At 69.6% G+C, this 20,654-nt stretch carries 16 protein-coding genes and 3 pseudogenes; 10 read left to right on the top strand and 9 right to left on the bottom strand.

What is annotated here, in order from left to right:
• Positions 1-15: 15 nt before the first annotated feature.
• Complete coding sequence (locus tag L0M17_RS19345; RefSeq protein ID WP_372497987.1) at positions 16-1,374, bottom strand: IS256 family transposase; 1,359 nt, start codon at positions 1,372-1,374, stop codon at positions 16-18.
• A 13-nt stretch (positions 1,375-1,387) separates the two neighbouring features.
• Positions 1,388-1,549 (bottom strand): hypothetical protein, encoded by a 162-nt coding sequence (locus tag L0M17_RS19340; RefSeq protein ID WP_241056004.1) that lies wholly within the window; start codon positions 1,547-1,549, stop codon positions 1,388-1,390.
• Between the two features lie 934 nt (positions 1,550-2,483).
• On the opposite strand from L0M17_RS19340, the pseudogene L0M17_RS19335 reads away from it, so the two are divergent.
• The 3 genes and pseudogenes from L0M17_RS19335 (at position 2,484) to L0M17_RS19325 (ending at position 5,932) form a co-directional block, all read left to right on the top strand.
• Positions 2,484-3,668: pseudogene (locus L0M17_RS19335) on the top strand (IS3 family transposase).
• A 275-nt stretch (positions 3,669-3,943) separates the two neighbouring features.
• Positions 3,944-5,182 carry an IS256 family transposase gene (locus L0M17_RS19330; RefSeq protein ID WP_241056464.1) on the top strand — a complete coding sequence of 413 codons (1,239 nt, stop codon included), beginning with the start codon at positions 3,944-3,946 and terminating at the stop codon, positions 5,180-5,182.
• A gap of 363 nt (positions 5,183-5,545) precedes the next feature.
• The gene (locus L0M17_RS19325) at positions 5,546-5,932 is read left to right on the top strand and encodes a nuclear transport factor 2 family protein (RefSeq protein ID WP_241056003.1); all 387 of its coding nucleotides are present in this window, start codon (positions 5,546-5,548) and stop codon (positions 5,930-5,932) included.
• 633 nt (positions 5,933-6,565) lie between these two features.
• Here L0M17_RS19325 and L0M17_RS19320 read toward each other — a convergent pair.
• Both L0M17_RS19320 and L0M17_RS19315 read right to left on the bottom strand, forming a co-directional pair.
• Positions 6,566-7,519, bottom strand: coding sequence for a polysaccharide deacetylase family protein (locus L0M17_RS19320; RefSeq protein WP_241056002.1), 954 nt, complete (start codon positions 7,517-7,519; stop codon positions 6,566-6,568).
• A 329-nt stretch (positions 7,520-7,848) separates the two neighbouring features.
• A complete protein-coding gene (locus tag L0M17_RS19315; RefSeq protein ID WP_241056001.1) occupies positions 7,849-8,331 on the bottom strand; it encodes a MarR family winged helix-turn-helix transcriptional regulator in 483 nt (160 codons plus the stop codon).
• Between the two features lie 223 nt (positions 8,332-8,554).
• Between L0M17_RS19315 and L0M17_RS19310 the strand changes: the two genes are divergently transcribed.
• The 3 genes from L0M17_RS19310 to L0M17_RS19300 all read left to right on the top strand — a co-directional run bounded on the left by L0M17_RS19310 (position 8,555) and on the right by L0M17_RS19300 (position 10,043).
• Positions 8,555-8,983: a hypothetical protein gene (locus tag L0M17_RS19310; protein WP_241056000.1), complete on the top strand. Its 429-nt coding sequence runs from the start codon at positions 8,555-8,557 to the stop codon at positions 8,981-8,983.
• 73 nt (positions 8,984-9,056) lie between these two features.
• Positions 9,057-9,392, top strand: a complete 336-nt coding sequence (locus L0M17_RS19305; protein ID WP_241055999.1) for a hypothetical protein — start codon at positions 9,057-9,059, stop codon at positions 9,390-9,392.
• 216 nt (positions 9,393-9,608) lie between these two features.
• A complete protein-coding gene (locus L0M17_RS19300) occupies positions 9,609-10,043 on the top strand; it encodes a response regulator (RefSeq protein ID WP_241055998.1) in 435 nt (144 codons plus the stop codon).
• Positions 10,044-10,295: 252 nt separating this feature from the next.
• On the opposite strand, the gene L0M17_RS19295 is transcribed toward L0M17_RS19300, so the two are convergent.
• The 5 genes from L0M17_RS19295 to L0M17_RS19275 form a co-directional block, all read right to left on the bottom strand.
• Positions 10,296-10,511 (bottom strand): hypothetical protein, encoded by a 216-nt coding sequence (locus tag L0M17_RS19295; protein WP_241055997.1) that lies wholly within the window; start codon positions 10,509-10,511, stop codon positions 10,296-10,298.
• Positions 10,512-10,617: 106 nt separating this feature from the next.
• Positions 10,618-12,837: a transglycosylase domain-containing protein gene (locus L0M17_RS19290; protein WP_241056513.1), complete on the bottom strand. Its 2,220-nt coding sequence runs from the start codon at positions 12,835-12,837 to the stop codon at positions 10,618-10,620.
• A gap of 966 nt (positions 12,838-13,803) precedes the next feature.
• Positions 13,804-14,019: a hypothetical protein gene (locus L0M17_RS19285; protein WP_241055996.1), complete on the bottom strand. Its 216-nt coding sequence runs from the start codon at positions 14,017-14,019 to the stop codon at positions 13,804-13,806.
• A gap of 450 nt (positions 14,020-14,469) precedes the next feature.
• Positions 14,470-15,273 (bottom strand): dihydrodipicolinate synthase family protein, encoded by an 804-nt coding sequence (locus L0M17_RS19280; protein ID WP_241055995.1) that lies wholly within the window; start codon positions 15,271-15,273, stop codon positions 14,470-14,472.
• 117 nt (positions 15,274-15,390) lie between these two features.
• A complete protein-coding gene (locus L0M17_RS19275) occupies positions 15,391-16,197 on the bottom strand; it encodes a mandelate racemase/muconate lactonizing enzyme family protein (RefSeq protein ID WP_241055994.1) in 807 nt (268 codons plus the stop codon).
• A gap of 122 nt (positions 16,198-16,319) precedes the next feature.
• On the opposite strand from L0M17_RS19275, the pseudogene L0M17_RS19270 reads away from it, so the two are divergent.
• The 4 genes and pseudogenes from L0M17_RS19270 to istB all read left to right on the top strand — a co-directional run bounded on the left by L0M17_RS19270 (position 16,320) and on the right by istB (position 20,571).
• A pseudogene (locus L0M17_RS19270) lies at positions 16,320-17,674 on the top strand (IS256 family transposase).
• 110 nt (positions 17,675-17,784) lie between these two features.
• Positions 17,785-18,117, top strand: a pseudogene (locus L0M17_RS19265) (leucine zipper domain-containing protein); the annotation flags it as partial.
• Positions 18,118-18,244: 127 nt separating this feature from the next.
• Entirely contained in the window at positions 18,245-19,777 is a 1,533-nt protein-coding gene (gene istA, locus L0M17_RS19260; RefSeq protein WP_290427285.1) for an IS21 family transposase, read from the top strand.
• Complete coding sequence (gene istB / locus L0M17_RS19255; protein ID WP_308196793.1) at positions 19,774-20,571, top strand: IS21-like element helper ATPase IstB; 798 nt, start codon at positions 19,774-19,776, stop codon at positions 20,569-20,571. The genes istA and istB overlap by 4 nt, the downstream gene beginning before the upstream one ends.
• Positions 20,572-20,654: the final 83 nt, after the last annotated feature.

The following is a 20,654-nucleotide window of genomic DNA, read 5'->3' as shown; positions in this document are numbered from 1 at the left end:
GTGTAAGGGGCGGGGTCATAGGTAGGGGTTGATGCGGTCGGGGTAGGCGAGGGCGAGCTGGGCGAGGGCCTGCTTCCAGTTGGTGGTGACCTGGCCTTCGACGAGGCGTCCGTCGGCGTGGCGCTTGTCGGAGGGGACGTTCTGGTCGCGTTCGCGCTGGCGGTCGCGGGCGCGCTTGTCCTCGATGTTGCAGATGGCGAGCCAGAGGAGCTTGACGACGGCGTCGTCGTTGGGGAAGTGGCCGCGGTTCTTGATGATCTTGCGCAGCTGATAGTTCAGGGACTCGATGGAGTTGGTGGTGTAGATGACGCGGCGCAGCATGGGCGGGAAGGCCAGGAACGGGGTGAAGCGCTCCCAGGCGTCGGCGAAGACGCGGACGGTGTTGGGGTTCCTCTTGCCGAGCTCGCTCGCGGCGAAGGCGTCCAGGGCGGCTCTGGCGGTGGGGGCGTCGGGGGCCTGGTAGACGGTCTTCAGGGCGGCGGCGACGGCCTTGCGGTGGCCGTAGTTCACGAAGCGCATGGCGGCGCGGATCAGGTGCACGACGCAGGTCTGGACCATCGAGCCCGGCCAGGTGGCCTCGATCGCCTCGGGCAGGCCGGTGAGGCCGTCGCAGCAGACGACCAGGACGTCGGCGACGCCGCGGTTGGCCAGCTCGGCGCAGACCCCGGCCCAGAACTTGGCGCCCTCGGCGGCCTGGACCCAGATCCCGAGTACGTGCTTGATGCCCTCCAGGTCCACGCCGACGGCGATGTGGGCGGCCTTGTTGCGCACGTGGGCCCCGTCGCGGACCTTGACGACCAGGGCGTCCAGGTAGACCACCGGGTAGAAGGCCTCCAGGGGGCGCCGCTGCCAGGCCAGGACCTCCTCGAGGATCTCGTCGGTGATCTTGGAGATGGTCTCGTGCGAGAGCTCGGTGCCGATGGTGGAGGCGAGATGGTGCTGGATGTCCCGGATCGTCATCCCGCCGGCGTAGAGGGAGATGATCATCTCGTCCAGGCCCCCGAGACGCCGGGATCCCTTCGGGACCAGGCGCGGGGCGAAGGTCCCGTCCCGGTCGCGCGGCACCTCCAGGCCCACATCCCCGACCTCGGTGGCGACCGTCTTCGGGCTCGTGCCGTTGCGCGAGTTCGGGAACGACGCTGCCTCCGGGTCGCCCTTCTCGTAGCCCAGATGGGAGCTCATCTCCGCCTGCAGGCCGCGCTCGAGGGCCGCCTTGAGAAGCCCGGGCAGCAGGCCCCCGTCGCCGGTGAGCTGGACCTCGCCCGAGTCGATCCTGGCGAAGAGAGCGTCCAGGGCCCCGGAGGCCTCCAGGTCCGCGGCGACCTCGGCCGTCGAGCGGCGCCGGCCCTGCTCCTCGTCCTCTGTCATGGTCATGATCCTGATCCCTTCAGATCCGGCCGTCACCCCTTACACAGAAGATCTGACACCTCCACAGCGAACCGCCCGACACGGTCGAGTCGACCGTGTCGGCCGAGGCCGCCGCCGCGCCCGCGCCGAGTGCGATCCCCGAGACGGCGAGAACCGCCAGGGCCTTTGTAGTTCTGCGCATGATATTCCTGTTTTCTCTTCGAAGGGACCGGTACTGGCACGCATTAATGAGCCGCCATCGCCCGGCCTGACAAACCCCTGCCGCCTGCCCGAAGCGCATAAATCCCGCGGGCAGGAATTCCACGGACGGCCGTGGCATGTGCAGCGGGAGCCGCACCGGATACGCGTTTGAGCCGTCCTGTCCGCCGCCCTCCCCGCCCTTTTCTCCGGGACCGGGACGACAGCGCCAGACAGGGCAGGAAGCCTTGGCCAAGGCCCCCGCCCCTCCTCAAGCCGCACCCAGCCAAGAACTCGGCACCATGAATACCGGACCCTCATCGGGGCGCGCCCGGCAAAGCGAATTACCGGGAAGAGCAATACGAGAATAGCAACGGGCCCCATGAATTCGAGCGGGAAATTCGCCGGTTTTCCCCGAGGATATCCCAAGGATTACCCCAGCATCCTAAGGGCACGCAGGGAACGGCAAAAGGCCGCAGCATTCTCAATGCGCGGCGCCAGCCGCCGCCCATGCTCTGGCCGCCCTCCTTCGTCTCCCGCAACCGGGACGGGGCGCAGGGAGTCGGCGGCTGGGAGGGAGACGGCGAAGGCGGTGCGGTGGCCGGGGACGCTGGAGCACCCGACGCACGCGCGTGCCCCGGGGGCGGGGAGGCCTGGCGCCCGGAGCGGACCAAGGACGTGCACGCTCTGCATCACCGGCTTGGGCGCACCACCGGTGATCAGCGCACAGGGGCTCCGGGCCCTCGAGGGCCGTCCTGAAGGAATGTGCGAGTTTTCCCGCAGCCGCCCTGTTCCGGTCCTCCCGGCGCCCCCGGCCGCCCCTAGTCTTGGTGGATCAGGCATGGACTTCGTGGAGGCATGGAATGGACGCAGCAAGCTGTCCCGGGGTGTGACACTTCTCGTAGACAGTCGTTATCAGGAAGGACGCTCGGGGCGTCATGTCTACGAATCGCAGGAAGTTCACTCCCGAGTTCAAGGCCGATGCGGTCCAACTCGTGGTGCAGTCGGGCCGGCCGATCGCGCAGGTCGCCAAGGAGCTCGAGATCAACGAGAGCTCGCTGGGGTATTGGGTGAAGGCGTACCGGCAGCAGCATGAGCGCCTGCCCGCGGGGCAGGCGCCTTCCCCGGTCGAAGCGGCGCGGATAGCGCAGCTCGAGGCGGAGAACCGGAGGCTGGCGGAGGAGAACGCCTTCTTGAAAAAAGCCGCGGCCTTCTTCGCCAAGGAGCAGCCGTGAACGAGAAGTTCACGCTGATGCACGCGGAGAAGGCCAACCACTCAGTCGGCTTCATGGCCAGACTGCTCGGAGTCTCACGGGCCGGCTACTACGCGTGGGCCAGCAGGCTCGGAGCAGTGCCGCCGTCGAAGGCCCGCCGCGAGGACCTCGCCCGCCGGGTGAAGGCCAGCCACGAGATGTCCCACGGGGTTAACGGCCACCGCCGGGTCCGTGCGGACCTGGCCGCAGCCGGCGTTGCGGCCTCCGAGGGCCTGGTGCGCAAGCTCATGCGCCAGCAGGGCATCTTCGGCATCCAGCCGCGCTCCAGGAAGCGCACGACGATCCCCGCCGACGATGCCGAGAAGCGCCCCGACCTGGTGCGGCGGGACTTCACCGCCGCCGAGCCCGGGACCAAGCTCGTCGGGGACATCACCTACCTCAGGACCGGGGAGGGCTGGCTCTACCTTGCGACAGTGATCGACCTGCACACCCGCATGGTCGTGGGCTGGTCGATGGCCGAGCACATGCGCACAGAGCTCATTTCCGATGCCCTGCGCATGGCGCACACCCACGGTCACATCCGCCCCGGTGCCATCTTTCACAGCGACCGCGGCGCCCAGTACACCTCCCAGGAGTACGCCGACCACGCCCGAAGGCTCGGAGGAGGCTCTCCGTCGGGAGGACAGGGTCGTCCCTCTTAACGCCGTCGCGGAATCGTGGTTCAGCATGCTCAAGAACGAGATGTACCACCGGCACTCGTTCCGCACGCGAGCGAGGGCGAGGTTCGCCGTGATGCAGTACATCGAGGTCTTCTACAACCGCCGACGCCGCCACTCCACCCTCGGCTACCGCACCCCAGCGGACGCGCTCCGCGACAGCCAGACCCCTCAGGCCGCAACCGCTGCCTGACCCACAAACAGACTGTCTACAAAACTTGACGCAGCCCAACCCACCCGTGACACGGGACAGTCCCCCGACCGCTCACGGCATCCGGAACCAGGGGTATGCGGCCCAACCACTCGAACTGACCAGATCTCGAAGAGCACAAACGTTCAGTTCCTCAAGAGCGTCAACACCAGCATCCTCCATGGCATTCTCGTCCTGACCGTCGTGGGGACTGTAAGAAAAACGGTGTGAACGGCGTGGCCTGACCGAAAGGAAGGGCAATGACCGAGACCGCCGACATGATCGATCCCGTGACGGGAGAGATCATCGATCAGAAGGAGCTCGCGGAGTCGCTGCTGGAGCAGGCGCGCGAGCAGGGCGTGAGCCTGGTGGGCCCGGGCGGGCTGCTGGCCGGGCTGACCAAGAGCGTGCTGGAGACCGCGCTCGAAGCCGAGATCACCGAGCACCTCGGCCACGAGAGGCACGGCGCCGCGGAGGGCACGAACGTGCGCAACGGGACCCGCTCGAAGACCGTGCTCACCGAGGTCGGGCCGGTCCAGATCGAGGTCCCGCGGGACCGGGAGGGAACGTTCGAGCCGCAGATCGTCAAGAAGCGCAAACGCCGCCTGGACGGGATCGACGAGATCGTCCTGTCCCTGAGCGCCCGCGGCCTGACAACGGGCGAGATCGCCGCGCACTTCGAGGAGGTCTACGGCGCCGCAGTCTCCAAGGACACCATCAGCCGGATCACCGAGAAGGTCGCCGGGGAGATGGCCGAGTGGTCCAACCGGCCGCTGGACCGCGTCTACCCGGTGGTGTTCATCGACGCGATCCACGTCAAGGTCCGCGACGGGCAGGTGCGCAACAAGCCGTTCTACGTCGTCCTCGGCGTGACGGTAAACGGCGAACGCGACATCCTCGGGATCTGGGCCGGGGACGGCGGGGAGGGCGCGAAGTTCTGGCTCGGGGTCCTGACCGAGATCAAGAACCGCGGCGTGGAGGACGTGTGCATCGCCGTCTGCGACGGGCTCAAGGGCCTCCCGGACGCGATCACCGCCGTCTGGGAGCGGGCCACCGTCCAGACCTGCATCATCCACCTGATCCGCAACACCTTCCGCTACGCGTCGCGCCAGCGCTGGGACGAGCTCGCCAAGGACCTCAAGCCCGTCTACACCGCCCCGACCGAGGCCGCGGCCCGGGAGCGCTTCGGGGAGTTCGAGTCCAAGTGGGGCACCGAATACCCTGCCATCGCCCGGCTCTGGCGCAGCGCGTGGACCGAGTTCGCCCCGTTCCTGGACTGGGACGTGGAGATCCGCCGCGTGGTCTGCTCGACCAACGCGATCGAGTCCCTCAACGCCCGCTACCGCCGCGCGGTCAGGGCCAGAGGCCACTTCCCCAATGACGCAGCAGCGCTGAAGTGCCTCTACCTCGTCACCCGGTCCCTTGACCCGACCGGACGAGGCAGGGCACGCTGGGCCACACGCTGGAAGCCGGCACTGAACGCCTTCGCGATCGCCTTCGAAGGTCGAATCAACTAACCATGGGCCAAACCGAACCCACCGTTATTCGGACAGTCCCCCGTCGTGAGCGCCGGTGCTGTCGACGTCGGGGGTCAGGCCAGGGGCAAGGGGCGGGAACCAAGGGAATCCCAGTGATCCGGGAGGGGTCTGGGAGGCCGAGGCCCGCGAGTTCGGATTGGAGCCGACAAATCGCTCTCGTGCGGATCGCCGTGGAGCTGTACAGTGACCGCCTCGGGCGGTCGGCCGGAGCAGGCACCGGCTGGGGGGCATTCTGAACAGCCCCGTGCCGTGGTGGGGGCGGTTACGAGCAAGCCGCGCGTGGTCGAGTGCCCGATCGCGTGCTGTGCTGTATCCACTATCCACGAAACGAAGGGCATGGAAATGCAGAACAAGGATCTGATCCAGAAGGCCTACGACCTGTTCAACGAGGGCAAGGTCGAGGAGGCCGGGGAGTTCTTCGACCCGGACGGGGTGTGGTCGTTCCCGGGGAAGAGCCGCCTCGCAGGCGAGTACCGGGGGCGGGATGCCGTCGTGGGCGAGTTCCTGCCGAAGTTCCCGCGCCTCTCGGGCGGGACCTTCCGGTCCACGGTGATGGATGTCGCAGACGGGGCCGAGCACAGCTTCGTCCTCCAACGCAGCCAGGCGCAGCGGGACGGCCATTCCATCGACTACACGGTCTGCCACGTGTTCAAGGTCGAGGGCGGCCTCATCCGCACCGTGCACACATACCCGTACGACATGCACGCCCAGGAGGAGTTCTGGGGCTGACGCCCGCCACCGGCCGGCGACTGCCCGGGGAACGCCCGCGGCCCATTCGGCAGCAGCCTGGCCTCCCCGGTGCTCCTCGACGCGGGACCCCGATCGCTCCGCCGTCGAGCCCGCTCGCGGTTGGGCCGACGTCGGATTGCCAGCATCGACCTGCAACGCTTGCCGTTGCTCGGCTTTGTCCCGATTGCCCCTGTTTCTGCCCAGTCTTTCGGCATTCGCGCCGGCAGGTGAGAGTCGCGACAGGAAATCCGCATGTGGGCATTCCGGCAGGACGCGCTGCATGCGCGAGGGAACTGCCGGCAGCCGAGCCGTCCCTTCGCCGGGCGGCGGAGCAGGTTCGCGACGCGGCGCCCGCAGCCTTCCCCGGGTTCCCGGGCCAGCTGGAGGGCGTCGTTGGAGGCACCGCCGGACTGGCTGTCAATTCGCCTATCGTTCACAGGCGGACGCCCTCCTCCCTCGCAGGCGCAGCTCAGCCGCTCGGCGTGGTCGCGGATCCGCTGGCCCAGCATTCCATCAGTCTCACCAGACCAGGATGCCGATCAGTTACCTGGTGCGTCGGAGGGCGCATTCTGCCGGGGGGTCCCGTCGCGGCATAGGCGGCCGTGAAGTGGCCCGAACGCAGTGTTCTTGGGATCAGTCGAATCCGGGGCGGTGCGGTATGGGGGCTCTGGCCTGGGACAGGGTCGTGAAGTCCAGGCCCTGGTCGATCAGCGCCGGCAGGGCGGCCGCGTAGCCGGCGGAGGTCCCGGAGCGGGGCTGGTTCAGGTGGCCGATCACGATGTCCCCGGGCCGTACCGTGCCCAGCTGCGCAGCGACGGTGCGGGGCGGGAAGGTCGCGCCGCCGTCGGAGTTGACCGAGAAGCTCAGTGGGCACAGGGCCATCGCAGCGACCACCTGGACGGCGGTCTCGTCGTAGAACGCCGTCCCGGGGCGGAACCACGGCGGCCGCTTCCCCGTCAGGGCGATGATCGCGCTGGCACCGCCTGAGACCTCGTCGATCACCGCGTCCACCGAGCGGGTCCCGGCGATGCCGTAGGCGCTCCGGCCGGTCGTGGAGAGCGGGAGGTGGGCCAGGCCGTGGTTTCCGATCTCGAACAGCGGGTCGGAGGCGAGCTCCCGGCTCAGAGACGGGTTGGCGCTGGTCCAGCGTGCGTTCAGGAACAGCGTTGCCGGCACACGGAGGCGGCGGAGCAGGTCGATGAGCCGGCTGTCGTAGCCTGACCCGCCGGGCCCTCCGCAGGCGTCGAAGGTCAGCGCGACGGCATGAGTGCCCGTATGGGTGGTGATCCCCGGAAGGTCGAGCCCCCATCGGCCGGGCGGACGGCCAGCGAACCGGCGCTCGATCTCGGACCTGGAGGCCGGGACCGCCGCGCCCGGAGCCGCGGACGGCTCCGGGGCCGAAAGGGCCCCGTCCCTCGGGATGGTGCTCGCTTCTGCTGTCGAGGCGGGTGCGGAGAGGCCTGAATCCCTGGGCCCGCACCCGGCCGCCACCGCACCCAAGGCGACTGAGCCGGCGGCTGCCAGGACGAATCGGCGCGAGGGCCGCGGGGCAGGGCGCCCGGGGGTCCGGGGCATGACCTGGTGCATTCTCGCAGCCTTCCCATCCAGTCAGAGGAAACCGATGAAACCGGTGTAGCAGATGCTGCTTTGGAGGCTCGTGTATTGCGCGGCGGGTCGGCTCCAACCTGATCCATGACGAAGGCGAGAAGCCCTGGTGCCCCGAGCGCGCAGGAAGCCCATACCCGATCAAGTGCGCCGAGGGAGTCCTGGGGCTCGGGGCGGGGGGACCCGCCGTTAGGTCGGGTCACAGTCCAGCGCTCCCCTCGGAACGCAGAGGCCTCGCCGGTGGGCCCGTCACGATGTAACGGGGCCACCTCAAGGTTGCTTCGGCCGGGAACGGCAGGGTGGTTCCCGCTCTAGGTGTCGTGGGGGAGAGGCTGCAGGAGGCCTTCGGTCAGGGACTGGAGTGTCGCGGCGAGCCTGTCCCGGTCGATTTCGGGGGTCGAGGCGAGGGCGTTGTCGATCGCCTGGTCGAAGAGCCGGTAGATCGGTTCCATGGCCTTGCGGCCGGCAGGGGTGGCCGTGATGAGCAGGCCTCTGCGGTCCTGCGGGTTGCTGGCCCGGGCCACCAGCCCGGCCCTCTCGACCCGGTCCAGGAGGGAGGTCATCGCCCCGGACCTCATCCCCACCAGTGCGCCCAGCTCGTGGGGTGCGGCCGGCCCGTGGGTGAACACGTGCCCCAGGACGATGAGGTCGGCCGTGCCGAGGCCGAGCTGCTTCGCATGCCTGCGGCGCAGGCCCTCCCCCGCGACCACGAGGTCCCTGAGCGCGGCTGCTGCCGGGTTCTCCGTCCGGCCCGCACCCTCCGACATGTCCCAAGCCATCCCTGCTGCTGCCATCCTGCCCTTCTCGGAACTGCCTTTCCTGCCCCGCCGACACTAGCAGGCAGAGAGGGGGCCGGGAGCCTGGCTCCAGGGCGGCAGGGGTGTCGGCCGCGAGGGGGACTGGAGGTCGGGTAGACTAGCTCTAGCTTCTAGCAACTTGATCCTGTTGTTACTTTTGATTGGTGGGGCCCGGCGGCCCCCGGGACGTTCGTCGAGGCAGAGAGGATGGGAGGGGAGCATGGGTGCGTTCGGGCTGTTCCGCCCCGCTCGGGCCGCAGGGCCCCCGCCTGCCGCCGAAGCGGGGGGCAGCGGGCCTTCGCGTCCGGGGCCCGCGGCCGTCCCGGTGATCGACGGCGGCCGGGAGGAGCAGGCTCGGCGGTATCCCGAGTACGCGATCCTCCGCGACGCCATGGCCCTCCTGGCTGCCAGCCCTGCCGCGACCCCGGCTGCACGGCGGCTGGCCTCGCAGGCCGAGGGCGCCGACGAGCAGGCCCAGGCCAGCGCGCTCACCGCTGCCCTGGGCCTGCTCGGGCCCGCCCTGGGCCAGTTCACCTACCAGGAGCGCCAGCTCCTGGAGCTGGCACGGATCGCGGCCAGGCACTACCGCCGGGCCCGGAGCCGGCCGCATCCAGACCAAGGCGGGACCGGCAGGGTCCCAGCAGAATGACGCCGAGGCACGGAGCGGGACCGCGAGTGGGCGGTCCTCCCGCTGTGAGGGCCGGGGGAGAGGGCATCAGGACATGGAATGGACGCAGGACGGAAGGACCCACCGCTACGAGGACCCCGGTCCCGGGACGGGCCCGCTCTCGCGGCTGCCGGTCGGGTCGGAGCTGAAGGTCCGGGTCAGCCTCGGCCCCGTCTCCTTCTACGCCCTGACCAGGCTCTGGAGCGCCGACCGCATCCGTGTCTCCTGGCATGACGACTCCTACGCCTACCGCAAGGCCTGGATCCCCGCACGCTGGGTGCGCACGGTCACCGACGAAGAGTACCGGGCCGAGGAGGCCCGCCGCTTTGCCGCCGTCGAGACGAGGACGAGGAACGGCCGTGCCCCAGGCGGCGCACGCACTCGGTCCTGAACCGGCGGCGACGGCCCGCTCAAGCCGGTCCCGGTGCGAGTGCCCCGCAGCCGGGGGCCCCTGAGCGCCTGTGCCGTACACCGTGGGGCGGCAGGGGGGCGCCGGGCGGGCGGCTGTGGCGGACGGGCTTGCGGAGGCAGGCCTTCGTGCGCTGGGTGCCCGTGCGCGGGCCCGGATCCAGCCCCGCCCCGGAACCCGTCAAGGAAGGGACTCTCCATGGACGAAGAGAGCCGGGAGGGGCTGCTGGTGTTCGTGCTCAGCGAGCACGGGCCACTCAGGAGGGCGCTCAGGGACCTTCTCGGCGGGGAGGGCATGGAGGTCGTGGGCGAGAGCGCCTCGGCCGCCGAAGCACTGGCACTGATCGCCGAACTGCGCCCCCGCGTGCTCGTCCTGGACTCCAGGACCCCGGACCGGAATCCGTTCCGTGTGCTCCGGCGCGCGCGGGACGTCCTCCCCACGCTCGGCTGCGTGGCCCTGATCAGCTACCCGCACCAGCGCCCCGCACCCCCAGCGGTGCCGCCGGGATGCGTGTTCGTGCTCCGGGAGATCGCCAACCACAACCTGCCCGCAGCGATCAGGGACGCCGCCGCCAAGGAACGGGCACCGGAGGGGGCGCCGAACGGCACCGCGACCGGACGAGCCGGGGCATAGGGACTGCCGCTTGCCAACCTGCGCCGGCGCTCATCCCATCGTCGTCCGGCATCGGGGCGCACGGGCCGGAGCATTCCCCTTCCAGGCCTGCTCCTCGCGTCGCAGCGGGCCGGCAGGCGGGGTTATGCCGGGCAATGCTCCCCACGGCTGGCCGGGAGCCAGGCCGGCAAGGACGCCGTCCCTCCCGGCCCCCTTCTCCCCTACGCGGTGCGGACCCTTTCGCCCTGGGCCTCGGACGGGAGCGGTAGCTCCTTACCGGTGGCCGAGGATTCGCATCGTCCCAGCGTGCCGGGGGACGGGCCGGGAATGCACCCGCTCGGGCGGCGGCACGGGGGGCGGTGCGAGAAGGGAGCAGCCGATGAGGGCTGTCACCGCGCCGAGGAGCGCTGCGACGAGCATCCCCATGAGCAGGGTTCGGGTTCCCCAGCGTCCCTGGGGGCCCGGGCGGGCTGGCCGATCCGCTGGCATGCTCTCTCCTCCCATTGCGGCCTGGCTGGGTCCGTTCTCTCGTGTGCCTGCTGCCGTCCTCCGCCTGGGGGTGGCCTTTCGGGCCCCTTGTCGGGGCCCGGGCGGCCTACCCCTTGCCGCCCCCGTGCTTCGGCGCCGGGGCCTGGACTGCGGGAGGCTGGGCGGCCGCCGGGGGCTGGCCGAGTGCGGTGCTGCCGCCCGAGGGGGGTGCGGGGGGCTGGGGCGCGGGGGCGCCCGTGATGAGGTTCTGGGGCGGCGGATCGAAGTTCCCGTGGTCGTAGTACGCGTACGCATGCTGCATGTACTGGGCCCATTGCGGACCAGCGATGTAGGCGCCGTCGACGACGGGATAGAAGTGTCCGTTGACTGTCAGGTTGCGTCCGAGCCTGGCTGTGGAGTTGAAGGGATCGCCGAAGAACGAGGCCGTGGCCAGGCCCTTGGTGTATCCGACGACCCAGGTCTGGTTGTTGTACTGGTTGGTGCCGGTCTTCATCGCGTCCGGGACGCCGAGCTTCTCGGGAATGAGCAGGCCTGAGCCCTTGGTCACGACATCCTGGAGGACGTTCGTCGCCGCCTGCGCGACCCCGGGCTTGAGGGCGTTCGCCTGACAGCTCTGGTTCTGGCCGCCGATCTTCTTGCCGTGGGCGTCGTCAACCTCCGTGATCGAGATCGGCGTGCAGTACGTCCCGTCGGCGTCGAAGGTGGCGAAGGCGTTGGCCATCGTCAGCGGGGCGACATTCTCGCCGCCGAGGAGGTTTCCGAGGGTGGAGAGGTTGAGTTTGTCCCCGGCCTTGTCGCCCTTGTGCAGCCCGAGGGCATCTGCCGCGCGCTGGATGTCGCAGAAGTCGTCCAGGCCGGCCGCGGAGGCGAAGGTTGCGGTGTTGATCGACTGGGCGATCCCCTCCCTCACGGTCATCGGCCGGTACCAGCCGGGCTCGTCGTTCTGGAGGTCATTGGTCGCTCCCTGGCCGACCTCGGCGTCGTCGTACGCGCCGGTGACCTTGGTGCAGGTGTCCCGCCAGGGATAGTTCAGGGGGTACACGCGCCGGGACGCGTCCACGACCTGGTTGGTGGGCTTGCCCTCGTCCAGCCAGGCGGCCAGGGTGACGGGCTTGAGGGTCGAGCCGGGCTGCATGCCCCCCACCCCGCCGAGCGGGTTGCCGTTGGCGTCGGCGCTGTCGACGTTGAAGTTGTAGCTCGTGACGAAGTCGGTGCCCTGGCCGGCGAGCTCGCGGGAGTTCTGCGCCATGGCTAGGATCTTCCCGGTTCCGGGCTGGACCGTCACGAGAGAGGTTCCCCACTTGTCCGGGTGCGGCCCGGTCGTGGCGTCGACCTGCTGCTGGGCCGGCCCCTGCAGACGGGGATCGAGCGTCGTCTTGATCGTCAGCCCTCCGCTCGTGACCCGCTGGACCCTGTCCTTGGCGGTGGCCCCGTACGCGGGGTCGTTCTCGACCTGGTGCAGGACGAAGTCGCAGAAGTACGGGGCTTGCGCCGCATACTGGCAGCCCTGCCTCGGCGGGTTCAGCTTGAGCGCGAGAGGGGCCTTGACGGCCGCGTCGTGCTGGGCCTTGTCGATGTACCCGTGCTCGAGCATCGCGTCCAGCACGAGATTCCGTCGGGCGACCGCCCTGTCGGGGTAGGCGGTCGGGTCGTAGTAGCCCGGCCCGTTCACCAGGCCCGCGAGCAGGGCCGCTTGGGGCAGGTTCAGGTCCTTCGCGTCCTCCGAGAAGAAGTACTGGGCCGCGGCCTGGACCCCGTAGGCATTGCCGCTGAAAGGGACGATGTTCAGGTAGCCCTGGAGGATCTGGTCCTTGGACTCCTGCTGCTCCAGACCGATCGCGAGCTTCATCTCCCGAAGCTTGTCCCCGATCGTCTTGTCGCCGTTGAGGACCACGTCCGAGCCCTTGCCCTGGGCGACGAGGTCCTCGTTGAGCACGTTCGTCACATACTGCTGGGTCAGTGTCGAGGCGCCCTGACGGCCCCCGCCCGCATCAACCGTGAGGGCGCGCAGGATTCCCATGGGGTCGATGCCGCCGTGCTGGTAGAAGCGGTAGTCCTCGATCGCGACGATCGCGTTGCGCATGTTCATCGACATCTGGCTCAAAGGCACATCGGTGCGGTTCTCGGTGAACAGGGTCGCGATCAGCGAACCATCCGAGGCCAGGACCCGGGTCACCTGCGCTGGCGGTGTGACCTTCAGATCGCTCGGCAGGCTGTCGAAGAACTGCACGGAGCCGTTGGCCGCCGCCGCGCCCGTAGCCACGGCTGGGCCCAGGAGCCCGGCGGCGAGGATCCCGCACACCACGCTCACCGCCAGGAATGCCATGGTCCTGCCCACAAGGGTGCCGGCGCCGATCAGCCGGCCCCGCGCGCTGGGCCTGCTCCCGCTCACCGCCACCCCGCCTTCCGGCCGGTACGCCGACCTGCGCCGGACCCGTCACGGGTCCGGCAGCCGGGGACGCAGTCGCTGGGGGCCACGAGCCGATCATCGCCCCGGCGTTCTAAGAAGCCTCTAAGATTTCGCTTCCCCCCGGCGGGCGGGGTCCGGGAGGGCGCCGGCCCAGGTGCCTGCCGACCCCGGATCCGGATCCGACGGGATCGCCGGCGGTCGCTGCCAGGGCCGTCAGCGGGGCCTGACGAAGGGGATGCCCGGCGAAGACAGAGACCCTCGCGTGAGGCATCCGGGACACGTGCCGAAGCGGTTTCCTGGTCGGGAGGCCCAAGGTCATCGGGCTCGATCCCTTGGGCATGCGCCGTCGTGCATCGGTCGATCGCCAGCCAGGCAATCAGGCTTTCGCCGCGGAATTCCCCAGTGCCCGACTGCGATGGGCAGCCCGACCGAGGCCGCTGAGGGAGGGCCACGAGGTGGAGTCGACGAAGGGCTCGCAGCGGTAACAGGAGTAGTGAGAAGGGCTTCCTTCGTTACCGGTCTGGCCTTCTCGAATCAGGAATGCTCTGGTTTGCCACCGACGGGCAAGGAAGCCCCACACACCGTTGGAGAGCTCGGCGGCGGCGAAGGTCACAGATCTACCGCCGAGCTCTCTGGCTTGGCAGATGTCGCCCCTTGACGCTGCCGGATACGCCCACAACGATCCACTGGTGCAGTGAGATCCACCGGCCCCGACCGTGGATTGACCCCGCCAACATCGGGCCGATCCGAACCGGTACGAATTCCCCGCCGCTTTTCAGATCGTCGGCGGTGGCGCGGACAGTTCCCCAGGACGAGGCGAGGTCACCGGTGGCGAAGCACCGTCTGTGGCCGGCGAGCGTTGAGCCGGAGCTTCCCCCGTCCCTAGAGCCAGTAGGGGAAGTGCCGGGCGAAGCAGCGTTTCGTCGGATGGTACCTGCCGCCCGTGGCGATCCTCCGGGCGAGCAGGATCGCCGAGGCGACCAGCAGGACCAGTGCCCAGACGCCGACCAGGACCATGCAGGACCCGAGGAAGACCAGCCACTCGACGAGCAGGCGTCCGACGTAGAACGGCAGCGAATCCACGACGCCGCGCACCATCACAACTCCTCTCCGTCTCCTCGGCATCCCCCCGGGCGCACATGTCAGTGGTCGGGGCTGAAGCCCAAATCGGACCATGCGCCCGTCGCACGGTCCCATCTGTGTCGACCGCCACAGGATTCCCCGGTGCCTGATGTCGATGGTAACCGGGAGACCCTGACACCGGCACGGAGACCCGGGAACTGCCGGCCATGGCGGGGCAGCGAGGCAAGAAACAACGGTCTGGTGGAACGGGTCATGGCTCGCCCAGCAGCTGTAAGAGGCTTAGCCCAGGGCCCCGCCGGAGGGCTGGCCCGGATCTGTTCGCGGCTGACGGTCAGGACCGCGCCGAGAGATCGAACGTCGCCGTCTACGGCGCGCCGCAGGGAAGGAACGGCCTCAAGGGAGGCGGGGTTCTAAACGATTGGCTGGTGGTGATGACTGATTCTTGCCATGTCGGAGTTGTACGGATTATGCCCAGTGCAGGATGAGGGGGTCTTTGCGTTTGGCGATCTCGAGGAGCTGGGCGCGGGTGTCGGGGTGGAGCCCGCCGAGGGGGCCCTGGTCTTGTCGCTGTTGATGATGCGGCCTTCCTTCATCAGGGCCTTGGTGGCGCGGAGGCCGCATTGGCGGTTCTCGAAGTGGATCAGGGGCAGGATCTCCTCCCAGGCGGCCGCGGCGCTCTCGCGCCGGCTTCCAGGTCGGGATGAGGGTGATGGCCTCCTCGCCGTCGAACAGTCCCGGCAGGGCCCCGCCTGCCGCTGCGGCGAGGGCGCGCAGCTTGTCCGCTGTCTGGGGCATCTCGATCTTCACGTACCTGACCTGCGGGATTTCGGCCGCGAGCCGGGCCAGCAGCCCCACGGGCAGGGGGGTGGGGCTCATGGGGGCGTCCTGGCTCATGAGGTCGATCGCGAGCCCGTCGGTGACGCGCTTGAAGTACTCGACCACTCCGTCCTCGTCGACCCTGACGGTGGTGCCGAAGAACGGTGCCATGAGCATGGCCATGGCCGCGCCCTCCCGCTGGGCGGCCAGGGTGCGCTGGCGGGCGATGCGGGCGCTGTAGTGGCTGGTGGTGACGCACACGGGGATCCTGCCCGCGGCGTGCTCGAGGGTGGTCCTGAGGACCTGGTCGCGCTCCTCGTCTGTGAGGGAGAACTGCTCGGAGTAGTTGGCCAGGACGCAGGCGCCGTCGGCCTTGGCATCGACCAGGAAGTCGATGACGCGCCGCTGCCCGTGCAGGTCGAGTTCTTCGTCCTCGTTGAAGACGGTCGGCACGACGGGACGACCCCGGCGATGATGTTCATGCTGATTTCCTGTTTCGGGTCGTATCGGAACGGCGGTGCTGAGGGGCCGCCGATAGGGCGCGGTCCGCGATTCGTGGGATCGAACGGTTCACCAGTCGGCCACTGATCCGTCGGAGGCGCGGGTGCTGATCTGGATCTCGGGTTCGTAGGGGTGTTCTGCGGCTGCTTCTTCGTTGACGGTCACGCCCCAGCCGGGGCCGGCGGGTTCGGTGATGAACCCGTCGACGATCGGGAAGGTCCCGCTGACCACGTCATTCCGCCAAGGCACGTCCGAGCGCATGACTTCCTGGATGATGACGCCGGGGGTGGCGAAGGCGACGTGCTGGTTCACGGCGGTGGCGATGGGGCCGAGGGGGTTGTGGGGCGCCAGGGGTATGTGGTGGCTTTCGGCCAGGGCGGCGATCTTCCGCAGCCCTGTGGGGCCGCCGACGTGGCAGATGTCGGGCTGGAGGATGGCGCACGCGTTGGCTGCGAGGTGGGTCCGGAATTCCTGGAGGCTGATCAGCCGTTCTCCGGCGGCGACAGGGAAGGGGAGGGCGCGGGCCACGGAGGCGAGTGCTTCGGGGTTGCCGGGCTGGCAGGGTTCTTCGAAGAACCAGGGCCTGTAGGGTGCGAGGGCGTGGCCGTAGGCGATCGCTCCGGCGGCGCTGGTGCGGCCGTGGAGGTCGACCATGATGTCCACGCCGTCTCCGACCGCTTCGCGCACCCCCCGCATCGCCGCGGCGGCTCGGGCCAGGTCGTCGTCGCTGGGCAGGCCCGCTCCGGTGGGGACGGCGAGGATCTTCAGCGCGGTGAAGCCGTCGGCGGCGGCCTTCTGGGCCGCCTCTCCGAAGCGTTCGACGGTGGCGGGCCCGTAGACCACGGAGCTGTCGCCTCCGCCGAGGTGGTCGTACATGCGCAGCCTGTCCCTGACCGCACCGCCTAGGTGTACCCGGCCAGGACGTTGGTAGCGGCGAGCCTGGAGGTGTCAGATCTTCTGTGTAAGGGGTGACGGCCGGATCTGAAGGGATCAGGATCATGACCATGACAGAGGACGAGGAGCAGGGCCGGCGCCGCTCGACGGCCGAGGTCGCCGCGGACCTGGAGGCCTCCGGGGCCCTGGACGCTCTCTTCGCCAGGATCGACTCGGGCGAGGTCCAGCTCACCGGCGACGGGGGCCTGCTGCCCGGGCTTCTCAAGGCGGCCCTCGAGCGCGGCCTGCAGGCGGAGATGAGCTCCCATCTGGGCTACGAGAAGGGCGACCCGGAGGCAGCGTCGTTCCCGAACTCGCGCAACGGCACGAGCCCGAAGACGGTCGCCACCGAGGTCGGGGATGTGGGCCTGGAGGTGCCGCGCGACCGGGACGGGACCTTCGCCCCGCGCCTGGTCCCGAAGGGATCCCGGCGTCTCGGGGGCCTGGACGAGATGATCATCTCCCTCTACGCCGGCGGGATGACGATCCGGGACATCCAGCACCATCTCGCCTCCACCATCGGCACCGAGCTCTCGCACGAGACCATCTCCAAGATCACCGACGAGATCCTCGAGGAGGTCCTGGCCTGGCAGCGGCGCCCCCTGGAGGCCTTCTACCCGGTGGTCTACCTGGACGCCCTGGTCGTCAAGGTCCGCGACGGGGCCCACGTGCGCAACAAGGCCGCATCGCCGTCGGCGTGGACCTGGAGGGCATCAAGCACGTACTCGGGATCTGGGTCCAGGCCGCCGAGGGCGCCAAGTTCTGGGCCGGGGTCTGCGCCGAGCTGGCCAACCGCGGCGTCGCCGACGTCCTGGTCGTCTGCTGCGACGGCCTCACCGGCCTGCCCGAGGCGATCGAGGCCACCTGGCCGGGCTCGATGGTCCAGACCTGCGTCGTGCACCTGATCCGCGCCGCCATGCGCTTCGTGAACTACGGCCACCGCAAGGCCGTCGCCGCCGCCCTGAAGACCGTCTACCAGGCCCCCGACGCCCCCACCGCCAGAGCCGCCCTGGACGCCTTCGCCGCGAGCGAGCTCGGCAAGAGGAACCCCAACACCGTCCGCGTCTTCGCCGACGCCTGGGAGCGCTTCACCCCGTTCCTGGCCTTCCCGCCCATGCTGCGCCGCGTCATCTACACCACCAACTCCATCGAGTCCCTGAACTATCAGCTGCGCAAGATCATCAAGAACCGCGGCCACTTCCCCAACGACGACGCCGTCGTCAAGCTCCTCTGGCTCGCCATCTGCAACATCGAGGACAAGCGCGCCCGCGACCGCCAGCGCGAACGCGACCAGAACGTCCCCTCCGACAAGCGCCACGCCGACGGACGCCTCGTCGAAGGCCAGGTCACCACCAACTGGAAGCAGGCCCTCGCCCAGCTCGCCCTCGCCTACCCCGACCGCATCAACCCCTACCTATGACCCCGCCCCTTACACAGAAGACTTGACAAGCTCGCGAGCCTGGTTGAACGTGGGAGAACCTCCGGGTGGGATGTGGCTTGTCTAAGGCCCACTCCAACCCGGAGGTTCTCGTGTCCCACCGTAACGCCCGTCTGACCGTCCATGGGCGGAAGCTGATCGTCCAACGGCATCAGGACGGCTGGAAGCAGGCCCATATTGCCGCGGCGATGGGTGTCTCCCGCAAGTGCGTGAAGACTTGGATCGACCGGCACAGGGCCGAGGGCGAGGCCGGTCTGGAGACCCGCTCCTCGAGGCCGCACTCGATGCCGGCCAGGACCGCGCCCGAGACCGAGCAGAGGGTCCTCGCGGCCCGGGCCGAGCACCGCGAAGGCCCCGACAGGCTCGGGCCCCGGGTCGGGGTCCCGGCCCGGACGGTGTCCCGGGTCCTGCGCCGGCTGTCAGCGGCCATGAGATTCTCCCCATTGGCGGCCAGATAGTTCCCCGCTGACGGCCAGTTCTTTCTCCCCGTCCACGGCCAGTTGTTCTCCCCGGGTGCGGGATTCCTTCCGCCGGTCGTGGTGATGATCGCGGATGAAGAGCAACGAGGAGATCATGGAGATTCTTGAGGCGTATGACCTCACCGGCAGCTACCGTGCCGCAGCGGAGCTCGCGGGGTGTGACCATCACACGGTGGCCAGGTATGTGAAGCTGCGGGCTGCCGGAGGGCCGGATCGCGAGAAGGGGCAGCGGGCCAGGCCGATCGACGGGTTCCTGCCGAAGATCGAAGAACTCGTCGAGCGCTCGGGAGGCCGGGTCCGGGCGGATGTGGTCCATGAGCGGCTGGTCGCGATGGGGTTCGCCGGCGCGGAGAGGACCACGAGGCGCACGGTCGCGGAGGCCAAGGCGCAGTTCGCGGCGGGGCGGCGGCGCGTGTTCCGCCCCTGGATCGTCGAGCCTGGGCTGTGGCTGCAGTGGGACTACGGATGGGGGCCGAGGATCGGGGGCCGGGCGACGCTGCTGTGGTGCGCGTGGCTGGCGTGGTCGCGGTTCCGCGTCGTGATCCCGATCTGGGACAAGAGCCTGCCGACGGTCGTGGCGTGCATGGATGCCACGCTGCGCAGGATGGGCGGGGTCCCGGCGTTCGCGCTGACCGACAACGAGCGCACCGTGACCGCCGACCACATCGCCAGGGTCGCGGTGCGCAACCCGCAGATCGTGGAGATGGGCCGCCACTACGGGATGACCGTGCGCACCTGCGTTCCCGCCGACCCGCAGTCCAAGGGCGGCTCGGAGTCCACGGTGCGGATCTCGAAGGCGGACCTGGTGCCCACGGCGGCGAACCTGCTCGAGGAGTACCGCACCTTCGGGCAGTTGGAGAAGGCGTGCCACGATTTCTGCGACGAGGTCAACGCCCGCCCGCACCGGGAGACACGGCAGGCGCCGGCGGCGATGCTCGCTGCGGAGCGGGAGCGGCTGCATCTGCTTCCGAAGGCGCCGTTCACGGTGGTGTTCGGGACCACCCGCCGGGTGAACTGGGACGCGACCGTGTCGATGAACGGGGTCCGGTACTCGGTCCCGCACGAGCTGGCCAACACCAGGGTCTGGGTGCGCGAGGCGGGCGAGGAGGTCATCGTCACTTCCGTGGCCGAGCGCGGGGAGGCCCGCGAGGTGGCCCGGCATGCGACCGGGCGTCCCGGGACCCCAGTCCTGGACGACGCGCACTACCCGCCCCGGGCGGATGAGGCCGCGGACCGCCAGCCCAGGGCGACCACCCCGGAGGAGGCAGCGTTCCTGATGCTCGGCGCGGGTGCCAAGGCGTGGCTGGTCGAGGCCGCCGCCGCGGGAGCCAGGCGGATCCGCGCGAAGATGGCCGAGGCCGTTGCGTTCGCCAAGCTCTACGGCACCGACCAGGTCGACCGGGCCCTGGGCACGGCCGCGACGACGGGCAGGTTCGCCGACAGGGACCTGGTCTCGATCCTGGGCTACCAGGCCGGGCTCGCCCACGTGGAGCCCTCCCGGGCCTCCGAGGCCCATTCCCTCCAGCCGGGCACGGGCGGCTGGGGCCGCCTCGATGGCTCAGAGCCCGCCGCCGCCGACATGACGGGCGAGGAGGAGGACCGGTGACGATCACAACGATGCAGACCGTGGTCGCCCGCGCCCACGGCGACCCGCTGGCCGAGGCCCTGGAGCTGACCCGCCGGCTGAAGCTGCCCCACATGCGCAAGGCGCTCACGGACCTGATCCCCACCGCGAAGGCCCAGCGCTGGGACCCGGCCGAGCTCGTGCGGGTCCTGCTCGCGGAGGAAGTCGCCGGCCGCGACCGCGCCAACCTGATCACCCGCCGCAAATCCGCCGGCTTCCCGGCAGGGAAGACCTTCGGCGACTGGGACGAGGAGCTCTCCCCGATCCCGCGCCCGACCCAGGAAGCACTCAAGTCCCTCGAATGGGTCCGCCGGCGGGAGAATCTCGCGATCTACGGGCCGTCGGGGACTGGGAAGTCGCACTTCTGCGAGGCGCTCGGCCACGCGGCAGTCGAGGCCGGCATGATCGTGTCCTGGTTCGGGATCGAGGATCTCGGCGCCCTGGTGCGCAAGCACCGCGCCGACGACTCCATCGCCCGGGCCCTGACCAGGGTCGTGCGCAGCGATCTGATCATCGTGGACGACATAGGCCTGCTCCCGGTCTCCCCAGACGCCGCCGAGGGGTTCTACCGCCTCGTGGACGCCGCCTACGAGCGCCGGGCGATGGCGGTCAGCTCGAACCTCGCCCCGGCCGGATTCGACGAGATCATGCCCAAGACCATCGCGACCGCGACGGTGGACAGGTTCATGCACCACGCCCACCGGGTCGAGACCAAGGGCGAGTCCTACCGCCTCGCCCAAGCCGCCTCCGGCAAGGGGGTGACGCCCTTCCGCTGACCCGACAGACAGTCCAAACCCGAACCGGGGAATCAACTGGCCATACGTGGGGAGGAAAGATGGCCGCCACCGGGGAGAACAAC

This window comes from Sinomonas terrae, from assembly GCF_022539255.1.
Lineage (GTDB): Bacteria > Actinomycetota > Actinomycetes > Actinomycetales > Micrococcaceae > Sinomonas > Sinomonas terrae.
The sequence above is the reverse complement of the archived record's forward strand: the minus strand, read 5'-3'. Positions and strand labels throughout refer to the sequence as shown.